This is a genomic window from Streptomyces sp. NPDC021622 (assembly GCF_040640795.1).
In the GTDB taxonomy this organism is placed as follows: domain Bacteria; phylum Actinomycetota; class Actinomycetes; order Streptomycetales; family Streptomycetaceae; genus Streptomyces.
The window spans coordinates 16,276-30,080 of the sequence record NZ_JBFACK010000030.1 but is presented as its reverse complement, the minus strand read 5'-3'; the positions used below and the strand labels follow the sequence as shown (position 1 = coordinate 30,080).

12 protein-coding genes and 2 pseudogenes are annotated in these 13,805 nt (G+C 69.3%); 9 read left to right on the top strand and 5 right to left on the bottom strand.

The annotated features are described in order from the left end of the window. Nucleotides 1-14 precede the first annotated feature (14 nt). On the top strand, nt 15-968 hold the full coding sequence (locus tag AB0G47_RS39515; RefSeq protein WP_360780493.1) for a helix-turn-helix domain-containing protein: 954 nt from the start codon (nt 15-17) through the stop codon (nt 966-968). Here the strand turns inward: AB0G47_RS39515 and AB0G47_RS39510 are convergent. Further along, nucleotides 949-1,089: pseudogene (locus AB0G47_RS39510) on the bottom strand (helix-turn-helix transcriptional regulator); the annotation flags it as partial. The gene AB0G47_RS39515 and the pseudogene AB0G47_RS39510 sit on opposite strands and share 20 nt — an antisense overlap. 68 nt (nt 1,090-1,157) lie before the next feature. Beyond that, entirely contained in the window at nt 1,158-1,394 is a 237-nt protein-coding gene (locus AB0G47_RS39505) for a hypothetical protein (protein ID WP_360780490.1), read from the bottom strand. A 57-nt stretch (nt 1,395-1,451) separates the two neighbouring features. Here AB0G47_RS39505 and AB0G47_RS39500 point away from each other — a divergent pair, with 57 nt between their 5' ends. The 4 genes from AB0G47_RS39500 (at nt 1,452) to AB0G47_RS39485 (ending at nt 4,058) form a co-directional block, all read left to right on the top strand. Beyond that, nucleotides 1,452-1,787 (top strand): metalloregulator ArsR/SmtB family transcription factor, encoded by a 336-nt coding sequence (locus AB0G47_RS39500; protein WP_360780487.1) that lies wholly within the window; start codon nt 1,452-1,454, stop codon nt 1,785-1,787. Next, the gene (locus AB0G47_RS39495; protein ID WP_360780484.1) at nt 1,787-2,500 is read left to right on the top strand and encodes a cation transporter; all 714 of its coding nucleotides are present in this window, start codon (nt 1,787-1,789) and stop codon (nt 2,498-2,500) included. The genes AB0G47_RS39500 and AB0G47_RS39495 overlap by 1 nt, the downstream gene beginning before the upstream one ends. Before the next feature lie 69 nt (nt 2,501-2,569). After that, nucleotides 2,570-3,220 carry a class I SAM-dependent methyltransferase gene (locus AB0G47_RS39490; RefSeq protein ID WP_360780481.1) on the top strand — a complete coding sequence of 217 codons (651 nt, stop codon included), beginning with the start codon at nt 2,570-2,572 and terminating at the stop codon, nt 3,218-3,220. A gap of 73 nt (nt 3,221-3,293) precedes the next feature. Beyond that, nucleotides 3,294-4,058, top strand: coding sequence for a class I SAM-dependent methyltransferase (locus tag AB0G47_RS39485; protein ID WP_360780478.1), 765 nt, complete (start codon nt 3,294-3,296; stop codon nt 4,056-4,058). 42 nt (nt 4,059-4,100) lie between these two features. Here AB0G47_RS39485 and AB0G47_RS39480 read toward each other — a convergent pair whose 3' ends face one another. Next, entirely contained in the window at nt 4,101-4,916 is an 816-nt protein-coding gene (locus tag AB0G47_RS39480; protein ID WP_360780475.1) for an inositol monophosphatase family protein, read from the bottom strand. Nucleotides 4,917-5,166: 250 nt separating this feature from the next. Between AB0G47_RS39480 and AB0G47_RS39475 the strand changes: the two are divergent. After that, nucleotides 5,167-6,144, top strand: a pseudogene (locus AB0G47_RS39475) (PHB depolymerase family esterase); the annotation flags it as partial. 81 nt (nt 6,145-6,225) lie between these two features. Next, nucleotides 6,226-7,689: a 3-hydroxybutyrate oligomer hydrolase family protein gene (locus AB0G47_RS39470; protein WP_360780472.1), complete on the top strand. Its 1,464-nt coding sequence runs from the start codon at nt 6,226-6,228 to the stop codon at nt 7,687-7,689. A gap of 67 nt (nt 7,690-7,756) precedes the next feature. Here AB0G47_RS39470 and AB0G47_RS39465 read toward each other — a convergent pair whose 3' ends face one another. Beyond that, on the bottom strand, nt 7,757-8,905 hold the full coding sequence (locus AB0G47_RS39465) for a serine hydrolase domain-containing protein (protein WP_360780469.1): 1,149 nt from the start codon (nt 8,903-8,905) through the stop codon (nt 7,757-7,759). A 165-nt stretch (nt 8,906-9,070) separates the two neighbouring features. After that, complete coding sequence (locus AB0G47_RS39460; protein WP_360780467.1) at nt 9,071-9,586, bottom strand: lytic polysaccharide monooxygenase auxiliary activity family 9 protein; 516 nt, start codon at nt 9,584-9,586, stop codon at nt 9,071-9,073. Nucleotides 9,587-9,915: 329 nt separating this feature from the next. Between AB0G47_RS39460 and AB0G47_RS39455 the strand changes: the two genes are divergently transcribed. Both AB0G47_RS39455 and AB0G47_RS39450 read left to right on the top strand, forming a co-directional pair. After that, the gene (locus AB0G47_RS39455) at nt 9,916-11,991 is read left to right on the top strand and encodes an AAA family ATPase (protein ID WP_360780463.1); all 2,076 of its coding nucleotides are present in this window, start codon (nt 9,916-9,918) and stop codon (nt 11,989-11,991) included. Nucleotides 11,992-12,239: 248 nt separating this feature from the next. Beyond that, the gene (locus AB0G47_RS39450; protein ID WP_360780460.1) at nt 12,240-13,802 is read left to right on the top strand and encodes an MFS transporter; all 1,563 of its coding nucleotides are present in this window, start codon (nt 12,240-12,242) and stop codon (nt 13,800-13,802) included. Nucleotides 13,803-13,805 lie beyond the last annotated feature (3 nt).

Genomic DNA, 13,805 nt, shown 5'->3' with positions numbered 1-13,805 from the left:
GTACACTTTCGGACATGCCCACTGTCGCGCTGCCGGCCGCCGGTCACCTGCTGCACTTCGAACTGGCGGTGGCCTACGAGATCTTCGGCAACCCTCCGCGCGAGGCCACCCGGGGCTGGTACGACGTACTGCTCTGCGGGCCGGGACCGGTGCGGGTCGGCCCGTTCACGGTCGAGCCCGACCACGGTCTCGACCGGCTGGCCGATGCGGACACCGTGATCGTGCCCGCCTGCGCCGACATCGACGATCCGCTCCCGGCGGAGCTCGTCGACGCCGTGCGGGCGGCGCACGAGGCGGGTGCCCGGATCGCATCCCTGTGCACCGGTGCGTTCGTGCTCGGCGCCGCGGGCCTGCTGGACGGCCGGCGGGCCACCACCCACTGGGCTCATGCCGCGGAGCTGAGCGCACGCCATCCGCGCGCCCTGGTCGACCCGGACGTGCTGTACACGGACAACGGCAGCGTCCTCACGGCCGCGGGCAAGGCCGCCGCCGTCGATCTCTGCCTCCATCTGGTCCATGTCGACCACGGCGCCGCCGTCGCCAACTCCGTGGCCCGCCGTCTCGTCGTGCCGCCCCATCGGCCCGGCGGCCAGGCCCAGTTCGTGTCCACGCCCGTACCGGCCACGGGCGACCACACGCTGTCCCACCTGCTCGCCTGGGTACAGGAGCGCCTCGACAAACCGCTGACCGTGACCGACATGGCGCGGAAGGCCAACACGAGCCCGCGCCATCTCGGGCGGCAGTTCCGGTCGGTGATCGGGCAGACGCCGCTCCAGTGGCTCCTGACCCAACGCGTGCGCCGCGCCCAGGAGTTGCTGGAAGCCACCGACGACAGCATCGAGGCGATCGCGCTGGCCACCGGCATGGGCACCGCCACGACCCTGCGGCGCCAGTTCAAAAGGGTCGTCGGGGTCCCGCCGCAGATCTACCGGCGCTCGTTCCGCGGCGTCAGGTCTCCAGGCCCGTGATCTGGGTGCGCGATGTGAGCCCCAGCTTGCCGAGGATGTGCTCCACGTGGGCGTCCGCCGTCCGCTTGGAGATGACGAGCCGTTCGGCGATCTGCCGGTCCGTCAGCCCCTCCGCGACCAGCGCCGTGCTGGGCCGCGTACGCCGAATCTCCCAGCGTCGCCCGCGCCTTGGCGACGGCCGTGTCGTGTTCAACGTGCAAGATGGCCACGTTGAACAGCCGAACGCCGCCGATCTTGACCGTAGAGCAGGCAGTAGCTGCGGGTCCAGCACTCGCCGGTGGCCGCCTCCAGTGCCCGTAGTCCCTCGCCGGAGACCTCCCAGGCGTGCCCGACACCGCCGACGAGGGCCGCGTCGAAGTCACGATGCGCCTCGTCCAGGCAGCCGCGGAACTGCCGTTCCACATCCTGCGGTGCTGCTCCGACCACTCTCCGCAGTGTGAGTACACGATTAGCTGAATTCAGGAATCCGTGTACTGTTGAGGTGTGTTGACTGTCGCCTCCGACATCGAGGTCCTTGCCAGGTTCGGCCGTGCGCTCGCCGATCCGATCCGCTGCCGCATCCTGCTCGCCCTGCGTGAAGCGCCCGCCTACCCCGCCGACCTCGCCGATGCTCTCGGTGTCTCGCGCACCCGGCTCTCCAACCATCTGGCGTGCCTGCGCGACTGCGGCCTGGTCGTCACCGTTCCCCACGGTCGCCGGACCCGATACGAGTTCGCCGACGGGCGCCTCGGCCATGCCCTGGACGCGCTGCGCACCGCCGTGGTCGCCGTCGAGAGCGACCGAACGTGCCCCGATGCCGACGAGAAGGGCTGCTGCTGATGGCCGCGATATCCCTCGGCCCGTCCCTGGTCCGTCGCGAGGCGCTGACCCGGCGGATACGCCTGCTGGTCGGTGCGACCATCACGTACAACGTCATCGAGGCGATCGTCGCCATCACGGCAGGCTCGATCGCCTCCTCCACGGCCCTGATCGGCTTCGGTCTGGACTCGGTCATCGAGGTCTCGTCCGCCGCCGCGGTCGCCTGGCAGTTCTCCGCGCGCGAGCACTCCGTGCGCGAGGCCCGTGAGAAGGCCACCCTGCGCATCATCGCCTTCTCTTTCTTCGCGCTCGCGGCTTATGTCGGTGTCGATGCCATCCGTGCGCTGACCGGCACGGGCGAGGCCGAGCGTTCCCTCCCGGGCATCGTGATCGCCGCACTGTCGCTCGCGGTCATGCCGTTCCTGTCCGCCGCGCAGCGCAAGGCCGGCCGTGAGCTCGGTTCCGCGAGCGCGGTGGCCGACTCCAAACAGACGCTGCTGTGTACGTACTTGTCCGCGGTGCTCCTGCTCGGCCTGGTCCTCAACGCCGCCCTGGGCTGGCACTGGGCCGACCCGATCGCCGGTCTGGTCATCGCCGCCATGGCGGTCAAGGAGGGCCGCGACGCATGGCTGGGCAGAGGCTGCTGCGCCGCCCCGACGGCCGCACTGCTCCCGTCCGACGAGGGCGAGACCGGCGCCTGCGGATGCCGCGCCGGATGCGGCCGCGATACCTGACGCGGGCGAAGCCGGCACAGCAGGGGCGGCCACCGGACCGATCGGGCAGGCCCCCTAGGATCCGCGCTTGTGACTCAACCTTCCTCCTACCTCAGTGCAACAGCGGACGCCTACGACGCCATGGCCTTGATCTACGCGGAATTCGCCCGCAACTCGCTGGACGCTCTTCCGCTGGATCGCGCGGTGCTCACCGCGTTCGCCGACATCGTGCGGAGCGCCGATGCGGGGCCCGTCGCCGAGCTGGGCTGCGGTCCGGGACAGACGACCGCGTACCTGCGGGACCTGGGGCTCGACGTCTTCGGCGTCGACCTCTCGCCGGTGATGATCGACCTCGCCCGCGCGGCCTACCAGGACCTGCGCTTCGAGGTCGGTTCCATGGACGCCCTGGACCTGGCCGACGGCGGTCTTGGCGGCATCGTGTCCTGGTACTCGGTCATTCACACCCCGCCGCAGGAACTGCCCCCGTACTTCGCCGAGTTCCGGCGCGTACTCGCACCCGGAGGGCATCTCCTGCTCGGCTTCTTCGAGTCGGAGGGGGAGCCGGTCACGCCGTTCGACCACAAGGTGGCGACTGCCTACCGGTGGCCGATCGATGAGCTCGCGGGGCTTGCCGGCACGGCCGGATTCGTCGAGATCGGCCGGATGCTGCGTGAGCCGGGCGAGGGGGAGCGCTTCCGCCGGGGTCATCTGCTGATGCGTAAGGCCGACGCGCAGGTCTGAGGCGTAAGGCTGCGCGTACTTGAACGCGCGGGCGGTCTTGCCCTGCGGTGTCCGAGCCGTAAGCATGATCGGCATGGGCAGGGTCTATGACGATGAGCGGCTGGCGGGCGTATATCAGGGCGGCAATGAGATGCCCGACGCGTCTCTCCACGACTGGACACACTTGATCGGTTCCTTCGTGGGCCGGCCGTCGCCCGCGGTGGTGGATATCGGGGCGGGCACGGGCATGTTCTGCGCTTCGATGGCGCGGCGGCTCGACCCCTCGCGCGTGGTCGGGATCGACGCCTCCGTGCCCATGCTCGCTGAAGCTCGGCGGCACAACTCCCATGCCGCGGTCCAGTACTTGGCCGGTACCGCCGAAGCCGTGCCCACCCGCTCCGACCTGTTCGACCTGGCCCTGCTGTCGCGCGTGATCCACCATCTGCCGGACCGCGTGCGGGTCGCCCACGAGCTGGCCCGCATCCTCAGGACCGGCGGAACGACCGTCATCCGCACGACATTTCGCGAGCGGCTCGACGCCCTGGTCTACGACTACTGGCCCGGCCTCCGCGAGTTGGACGAGCAGCGCTTTCCCTCCAGGTCCGATGTGCTCGAGGACTTCGCCCTGGCCGGCTTCACGGTCCGGACCGTCATCTCCTTCGCCCGCCCCATCACCACCAGTCTTCGCGACTACCACGCCCGCATGGCCTCGCGGCCCCAGTCGAAGTTCGCCCAGCTCACCGTCGCGCAGTTCGAGGAGGGGCTTGGGCGGCTGCGGGCCGACGCCGAGAACGAGCCGACGTCCCGACCGGTTCCTGTGCGGGAGCGGTACGACGTGGCCGTGCTGTCCCTTGCTTGAGCACGGGCAACGGGCAACGGGCAACGGTCAACGGGCGACGAGCTAGCGCGCCGACGGCTCCTGACGGCCGATCATGTCCAGGAGCTGGGCATGGGTCTGCCGGTCGGCTGCCACGATCAGGCCGCCCGCGCCCGTGTGCAGCGGTTGGCCGTCGATGCCGGTCACCGTGCAGCCGGCGGCTCGGCACAGGGCGATGCCTGCGGAGAAGTGCACGCTGTCGCGGAGATGTCCGTCGGTGATGTAGGCGGCCCGGCGGCCGGCCGCGACCCAGGCCACCGCCAGAGTGGTGGAGACGACACGGGGCCGGAACCCCTGGACGAAGGCCGGGTCGGCGAGCAGCCGAACCGCCCGGAAGGCAGGGGCGTTCGGGAACGGCGGGTCCAGGTTGACGTCCACGAGGCGTGAATCGGGGGAGGGCGCGAGTTCCTCGTCCACGCCACCGCGGTGCAGGCAGGCGCGTTCCCCGTCGGTCCAGAACACCTCTTCGGTGAACGGATCGGCTGACGCGGCGGCCGTGATGTCCGTTCCTACGCGCAGGGCGACGTTCACCGCGACCAGCATGGTGTGCGCGGCGTAGTTGAGCGTGCCGCACAGGGGATCGACCAGCCATCGGCGCGCCGCGTCGCCCGCGCCCTGCTGACCGCCCTCCTCGCCGGTGATGGCATCATCGGGCCTGGCCGTACTGAGGACGTCGCAGATGGCCTTCTCCGCCGCGAGGTCCGCGGCCGTCGCGAAGTCGCCGGCCGTCTTCTCGAACCGGGGCAGTGAATCCCCGTACATGGTGCGCACGACAGCGGCTCCGGCTTGGGCCGCCGCCACCGCAAGTTCGGCATCGGATTCCGTCTTCAGTGTCAGCACGGTCGCACAGTAGTCAAGGAAGACGCTCACGACTTCACCCGGCCTGCCGCTTGTGCTTGCGCAACAGGGCGAACGCCCCTTGCGTGGACGGTGGTTGTGGCGTCCGCCGCCATGTCGCGGCGACTGGACCGCCTCTTAGGGTGACCGGCACCTCGGCTGCCCTTAGGAGGCTTCCATGCCGGACGGCATCGCCCAACCCCCCACCCCGACAGCCCTGTTGCCCCGTCGCGCGGCACCGCTGAGACGTCGGCTGCGCAGGATCGGCCTGCCCGCCGCCGCTCTCGCGCTCGCCGCGGGGGCTTCCCTGTTCGCCCCGGCGCCCCAGGCCCGCGCGACGGTCGCCCTGGAGCGCGTGACCGACTTCGGGGCCAACCCGGGCGCCCTGAACATGTACGTGTACCGGCCGCAGTCGCTGCCCGCCCAACCGGCGGTCGTGGTGGCCCTGCACGGCTGCACGCAGAGCGCCCAGATCTATGCCGACAACTCGGGGCTGACCAAGTTCGCCGATCAGTACGGGTTCCTGCTGGTCTTCGCCGAGACGACGTCGTCGAACAACATCAACAAGTGCTTCAACTGGTTCCAGACCGGGGACACACAGCGCGGTCAGGGCGAGGTCGCGTCGATCCGGCAGATGGTCGCCAAGGCCGGATCCTCCTACGGTGGCGATCCCGCCCGGACGTACGCGACGGGCCTCTCGGCGGGCGGTGCGATGACCGCGGCCATGCTCGCCACCTACCCGGACGTCTTCCGGGCCGGGGCGGTGGTCGCCGGGCTGCCCTACCGTTGCGCCACCGACGTCGTCTCCGCGTACACCTGTATGAACCCGGGAGTGAACCGGACCCCCGCGGCCTGGGCGAAGAACGTGACGGACGCCGCCCCCGGCCACACCGGTCCCTGGCCGAGGGTGGCCATCTGGCACGGCGACCGGGACGCCACCGTCGTACCGAAGAACGCGGACGCCCTGCGCGATCAGTGGACCGCCGTGCACGGCCTGGGGCAGAGCCCGGACCGTACGTCCACCATCGGGCCGAACGGCACGCGACGGGAGCAGTACCTGGCCCCCGACGGCAGTGTCGCGGTCGAGGTCGACCGGGTGCCGAACATCGGCCACGGCACACCCGTGGAACCCGGCACAGCCGCCCAGCAGTGCGGCGCCACCGGGACCGCCCACTTCATCGCCTCGATCTGCTCCAGCCACTGGATCACCGAGTTCTTCGGGCTCTATGGCTGACCACCGGCCATCCGCGTCCGGCAGGTCGTCGCACCCGCTCGTCCCCTTCCGTTCCCGTACACGGAGACAGACATCCGCATGCGCCCCCATGGAGCCCACGCCAACACACCACCTGGAGAGGGCAGTTCACGCCGCCTCCGCCTCCGCCTCCGCCTCCGCCCGCTGCGCCGCGTCGCCACCGGAGCGGCCCTGCTCCTTGCGCTCACGGCCACCCCGAGCGTGGCCGTCCCAACCGCGGCAGCGGAGGGGAGCTGCGCCCGCATCGGCCACCTGGTCGTGCCGGGCGCCGCGCGCCAACAGGCCGCCTGCCTCGATGAGTTGACCACCGCCGGAACGGTCGGCTCGGGTCATACCGACCCGGCCGACTGGGCGGGCCTGACCCCCAAGGACCTGTCCACGCCCGCCGGTGTGCCGGGCATCCAGATCGACGGCCACTTCCCCGACACCTCCACCACCAACACCCACCACGGCTGGAACCACGACGCCCAGTTCGTCATCCGGCTGCCCGACCGGTGGAACGGCGGCCTGGTGATCGCCGGTACCCCGGGCAACCGGGCCCAGTACGCCAACGACCGGGCCATCGGCGACTGGGTGCTGGCCCGCGGGTACGCCTACGCCGCCACCGACAAGGGCAACACCGGACCCCACTTCTACCGCGACGGCCGGCGGCCGGGCGACGCCGTCGCCGAATGGAACCGGCGCGTCACCCAACTCGCCAAGGCCACCCGCACGGTGGTCGCCCAGCGCTACGGCAGGCAGCCCACCCGCACCCTGGCCACGGGCATCTCCAACGGCGGCTATCTGGTGCGCTGGCAGCTGGAGAACCATCCCGAGCTCTATGACGCCGGCGTGGACTGGGAAGGCACCCTCTGGCGCGCGGACGGACCGAACCTGCTGACGTTCCTGCCGACCGCCCTGGCCGCGTACCCCACCTACGCGGCAGGCGGCGCGGGTGCCGCCCGCGCCCACCGGCAGCTGCTCGCGGCGGGCTTCCCCGCGGGCTCGGAGTTCCTGTGGCCCTACCACCACCGCTCGTACTGGGACTTGACCCAGCGTGTGTACCGCGAGGAGTTCGACCCCGACTTCGACGGCTCCACGGAGGCAGGCACTCCCTACTGCGCACCCGGCACGCCCGCCTGCGACGCGGACTACGACTACGCGTCACGTCCGGCGGAGGTCCACCGAGCCGTGCAGCGGGTCGCGTTGACCGGCAGGATCGGAAAACCGCTGATCACGGTGCAGGGCACCCTCGACGTGCTGCTGCCCGTCAGCCGCGACGCGGACGTGTACGCCCGCATGGTCCATGACGCGGGCCGCGGCGACCTGTTCCGCTCCTACCGCATCGAGGGCGGCACACACACCGACTCGCTGTACGACACGTTCCCGGACAGACTCCGCCCGCTGGTGCCCTGCCACCGCTCGGCGTTCACCGCCACCGAACACTGGCTCCGCACCGGCCACGCCCCACCACCAAGCCACACGATCCCGCGCCCCACCGGAGCGGACCCGACCACCTTGCTGACCGGCTGCCCGCTGTCCTGACGACTGCGGTGCTTCGACTCGAGAAGCGGGCGATCTCCCACCGGGCGTACCCGGAGGGGCCGGCCCGTCACACCTCCGCCGCGTACCGCCAGAAGTCCCGCATCAGCTCGGGGAAGCTCGGCCCGCCCATCTGCAGCTGGCTGAGCATGATGGTGACCGTGCCGGTGGCCGGGATGATGTGCGCGGTCGTGCCGGTGCCGCCGACCCAGCCATAGCGCCCCGGCACGCTCCACGGCTCGGCCCGCTCGACGTCGACCGCGGCGCCGAAGCCCCAGCCCATGCCTTCGAGGAACAGACCGCCGGCTTTCCGCTCGGCCACGGTCAGCTGATTGGTCGTCATCTGCCGTACCGACGCGGGGGAGAGCAACTGGCGGGAGCCTGCCGCCCCCTGGGCCAGCAGCATCCGGCCGAACGCGAGCCAGTCGTCGGCGGTGGAGACCAGGCCGCCGGCGCCGGAGGGAAACGCGGGCGGCCGGCTCCACTGCCCGTCGGCGGCGTCGAGGAGGGTGAGGCCTCCCTCGGGGGCGGCACCGTAGTAGGCGGTGAACCGGTCGAGCTTGGCGGGCGGCACGGCGAAGGCGGTGTCGGTCATCCCGAGCGGTTCGAAGATCCGCTCGGCGAGGAAGTCGGGCAGCGGTCGGCCCGTGACCCGGGAGATGAGCACGCCCTGCAGTTCGGAGCTGAGGTTGTACAGCCAGCCGTCGCCCGGCTGGTGCAGCAGCGGGATCCGCCCCAGGGCGGCCATCCAGTCGTCGGGCGCCGGCACGGCCTGCGGCGCGGGAGGGCCCTGCTTCAGCGCGGTGGCCAGCGCGGCGACCGCGGGCAGCGAGAAGTCGGAGGCGAAGCCGTAACCGGTGCGGGAGCTCAGCAGATGGAAGACGGTGATGGGCCGCACCGCGGGGACCACGTCGTCCACCGGCGAGGCCGGCGTGCGGACGACGCTCGGTGACGCCAGCTCGGGCAGCCACCGGGCGACCGGGTCGTCCAGCGCGATCCGCCCGTCCTCGACCAGCATCATGACGGCCGCGGCGACGACGGGTTTGGTGATCGAGGCGATACGGAAGATGGAGTCCCTGGCCATCGGGGCGCTGCCCTCGACGTCGACGGACCCGACGGCCGCCACGTCGATGCGGTCACCGCGGGCCACCAGGCCCACCGCCCCGGGCACGGAGCCCTTGTCGACGTGCGCTTCCAGCGTTTCGCGCAGATCAGCCATGCGTCCACCTTCTCAACCGGTTACGGGATGTGGTCGAAGGTGGGACTCCCGCCGCGCCTCGAAGTCATCGGCATCATCAAAGCCATCGGTGACGGTTGGGGCTGCGCCGGCCCGGCGGACCGCGCGGGATGGTGTGGGGGAACCACCCCGCGCGGATCGGCCTCCTCAGCCCGTGATGTTCACATCGATGCAGGCGTAGAAGGCGTTGGAGGTGTCGGCGATGTTCCACACCGCGAGCACCTTCTGCTTGCCGCTGAGCCCGCCGAAGTCGACGGTGTGGGTGACGGTGGCGCCCGGCTTGGCGCCGCCGTCGTCGACCTCGGCGATCTTGTTGCCGCCGACGAAGTACTGCCAGGTGCTGGTGGCGTGAGCCGCCGTCAGCTTCCAGCTGAACTCCTGGGACGAGCCGACGTCGGTGGTCTGCCAGCCCTTGCCGTCGTCGTCCAGCTCGGCGAACCGCGCATTGCCGCCGCTGCAGGTCGTCTGCCCCTTGGGGCCTTCGACGCTCTGCGGCTCGTGGGTGATCTCGCCGCAGCTCACCGTGCCGGCCGCGCACTGGGCCTGCCGGCTCGGAGGCGCGTTGACATATCCGTGAGCGCCGGCCGGGGTGACGGAGGCCAGCACGATTACGGGCGCGAAGGCAGCGCCAAGGGCGGCCGCCAGCTTCTGCTTCTTGTTCATCTCTGCTCCCTCGGAGGTGGGGGGATGAGGGGGACGGAGACAACCGGGCGCCTCGGTCGACTCATTGGCCTAGACCATACTGATTGTCAGGCTCCCGTCAACCCTTCAACTGTTCCTCCAGGGAGGGAAGTTGTCGCCGGCCTGAGTCGTCCCAGGCGCCGTGATCTTTGAGCATCCCGAAAGCATGCGATTACGGAGACAGCCAAGCGCATAGTCGCCAGGGGCCGTCGGAAATCTTTCATCCTCCCCGGGGCCCCGGCATCCAGTCCGTCTGCACGCGTAGGTTCTCTGCCGAGGATTCGGCGCATATCCCCTGATGTGAGGTGCTGGTGTTCGGCAATCTGCCTGTGGAGGAGACGAGCTTCATCGGCCGCCGGCATGAGCTGTCTGTGCTGCGCAAGGCCCGAACCCGTTCCCGGCTGGTAACCCTGACGGGGACCGGCGGGGTCGGCAAGACCCGTATCGCCGTGCGCTCGGCCACAGAAGCGGCGAACGAGTTCGACGACGGGGTGTGCTTCATCGACCTTTCAGGGCTGCGGCACGGCGAGTTGTTGGTGCACGCGGTTGCCGCGGCGATCGGTGTCACCGACCACACGACACGGTCCCAGGAGGAGGCACTGACCGATCACCTGGAGGACAAACGCCTGTTGCTCGTCCTCGACACCTGCGAGCACCTCGTTGAAGCCTGCGCGGACCTTGCCGTACTGCTGCTGCGCGCCGCCCCCCGTCTGCACGTCCTCGCCACCAGTCGGCAGCCCTTTCCCCTTCAGGACGCGCAGCAGTTCCTGGTCGAGCCGATGCCGGTCGTCGACGAGGCGGCGGTGCTCTTCGCGCAGCGCGCTCGCGAGGCGTGTCCTGGTTTTGAACTCACCGACAGCAACCGGCCAGAAGTGGAGCGGATCTGTGCACGCCTTGACGGAATCCCGCTCGCGATCGAGCTCGCGGCAGGACGCCTGCGGACCGAGCGGCTCGACACGGTGGGCAGTCGTTTGGAAGACCGCTTCCAGGTCCTCGTCGAGGAGGCCACGGAGGCAGATCCGCAGACGTCCACGTCCGGTGGCGCGAACCGGCACAGCACGCTCCGTACGGCCATCGGCTGGAGCCACGAACTGTGCCGGCCGCACGAGCGGTTGCTGTGGGCCCGGCTCTCCGTGTTCGCCGGTGACTTCTCCCTCGACGCCGCCCAGCGGGTGTGCGGTCACTCGCCTCTGGGCGAACCGGAGATCGCTGATCTGCTCGCCGGGCTCGTCACCAAGTCTCTGCTCGTGCGCGACAAGTGGCCGGACGGCGAGCGCTTTCGCCAGCTCGACACCGTGCGGGCGTACGGCGGCGAATGGCTGCGGCGCCTCGGCGAGGAGCAAGCGCAGCAGAGCAGGTATCTCGCCTGGTGCCAGGAGTTCGCCGAGCAGGGCGAGCGGGCTTGGTTCGGCCCCGGCCAGGCCGCCGTCTTCCACGCCGCCCGGCGCGAGCACACCCACCTCTTCACGGCGCTCGACTCCGCCTTGTCCACGCCCGGCCAGGAAGAGGCAGGGCTGCGGCTTGCCGGGACGCTCTGGTTCTACTGGGTCGGCTGCGGGCTGCTGGGCGACGGCCGGTACTGGCTGGACAGAGCCCTCGCGACTGCCTCCCGCCGCACTCCCGATCGGCTCAAGGCCCTCTGGGTCACCGGATACGTGGCCATTCTCCAGGGCGACTCGGCGGTGGCCGTGGCCATGCTGGAAGACTGCCGAGCCCAGGCACTGCGTATCGACGACGACGCCGCATACGCGTACGCCACCCACCGGCTCGGCTGTGCCGCGCTGATCCGTGATGAACACGGGGTGGCACAGAAGTACTTCGAAGCCGCCCTCGACCGATACGCGGCCCTGGGGGAACTCAACAGCAACGTATTGATGGCCCGGATCGAGCTGGCCATGGCATTCGCGTTCCAGGGCGACCTTGAGCGCGCCGTCGAAGTCTGCGAACAAGCCCGCCACATCTGCGATGTGCATGGCGAGCGCTGGGGCAAGGCGTATGTGCTGTATGTGCTCTCTTTTGCGGCGTGGTCTCGGGGGCAGAGCGACGAGGCCGCGGAGCTGGCGCGGGAGAGCCTTTCGATCAACTACGAATTCCACGACCTGGTCGGAGTGGTCCTGCCCATCGAATTCATCGCCCTGCTCCACGCGTCCGGCGGCCACAGCGACCACGCCGCCGTGCTTCAAGGGGCGGCTCACCGCATCTGGCGGAGGGTCGGTCTTCCCCTCTTCGGCTCGGCACACTTCAACGCTCCGCACGATGCCGCCCGCACCCTCAGCCGCAAGGAACTGGGACCGGAGGACTACGACAAGGCCTTCACCCGCGGCACCCAGCTCAGCGTCGACCAAGCCGTCGCCTTGGCAATGGACCCGGCGCCGAAGCCGCTCTGAGCCATATCAGTGGAGGGCATGAAATCCGCTCGGTCGCAACCCTCAGTCACAACCCTCCGGGACATGAAATCCTTCAACTCGCAAATCCGCCAGGGGCACAAAATTGTTCAGTCCGCAAATCTGGCAGAGGGCATATGGTCCGTTCCTTCGCAACGGTATTGGCGAGAAATTCTGAGCTTGACGGCGTCGTGGAGTTTGCTTATCGTCCAGTCGTTCAGTTTCCCGCCGATCGACATCCGAAGGTGTTCATGACCGCCCCTCCAACGTTGCCGAAGTCCAGGCAGCAATTGATTCTTGCCGTTCTTATGCTGTGTTCGCTGCTTATTTGGCTAGAGAATACCGTCCTGAGTACTACGCTTGAGACCCTCGCAGACCCGGTCCGTGGACTGGGGGCCAATCCCGGTCAGCTGCAATGGGCGACCGGTTCGTACACTCTGGCCTTCGCCACATTGATGTTTACTGCAGGCGCATTGGGCGATCGGTTCGGTCACCGGACTGTGTTTTCCAGTGGGATGGTGATCTTCGCCGGGTCCTCGCTGTGGGCGGCGTACGCAAGCGATACGGGCCAGCTGATTGCGGCTCGAGCCGCGATGGGTGTGGGCAGCGCGCTGATCACGCCCGCCATGATGGCCATCCTCATGTGGACCTTTACCGGCCCCGCGCGGGCCGCCGCGATCGGCATATTCTCGACGTCGGCCGGTGTCGGAATGGCTGCCGGCCCGGTCCTTGCGGGGTTCCTGCTCGATCATTTCTGGTGGGGCTCGGTATTTCTCATCAATGTCCCGGTCGCGGCATTGGCGTTGGTCGGGCTCGCCGTGCTGGTTCCGAATTTCCGCAGCCCCACTCCGCGGCCACTGGACCCCGCTGGAATGTTGCTGTCGATCAGTGGGCTCGTGGCGTTGGCCTACGGGCTGATCCGGGCGGGGCAGGTGACGGTGTGGAGTCGTACCGACGTCTGGGCGCCGATCGTTGTCGGTCTCGTTCTGCTGGCCGTTTTCGTACTCGTCGAACTGCGTGTCAAGGTGCCCAGCTTTGATCCGCGCCTGTTCGCGCAACGCACATTCGGTGGCGGAAATTTGGCGCTCGGATTGCTGCTCTTCGGGGTGGCCGCCATCACCTTCTATAACGCGTTTTACCTGCAAGGCGCGCTCGGATTTTCACCGATGAAGGCGGGTTTGGCCAATATCCCGACCGCATTCGGCGCGCTCATAGGGGCGCCTCTTGCCTCGCGCCTGGTTCGCCGCCTGCCGCTACGCCTTGTCGCCGTGCCGGCGCTGACCGTGGCTGCGCTGACCATGGGCGGGTACGGGTTTCTCGGACTCCAAACTCCACTCGTCTGGATCGAGATCCTGTTGTTGATACAGGGCCTCTCGGTCGGCATGGTGATCGGCCCCGTCACGGCCGCATTGATCGGCGACCTTCCGTTGGAACAGGCCGGTGCGGGATCGGCCGTCACCAACACCGTGCGACAGACCGGCAGCGTGATCGGAATCGCAGTGGGCGGCACGATCATGTCGATCATGTACCGACGTGCGATCGAACCTTCGCTGGAGGGCGCACCCGGTCCGGTGCAGGACCAGGCGCGAGTCTCCGCCGAACAGGCCCGCCACGTCGCCACCACTGTCGACCGGCCCGCTCTTGCTCAGGCCGCTGATGACGCGTTTATCCATGCCATGCACGTCGGCGCGGGCTGGATCGCGGTCATCGCACTCCTCGGAGCAGCCGTGCTCCTGATCACCTTGCCTGCCGCCGGAAAGAAGAAGGATCCGATACCGGAGCCGGACCACGAAGAGGCCCGCAGCTCCGTCTGACCG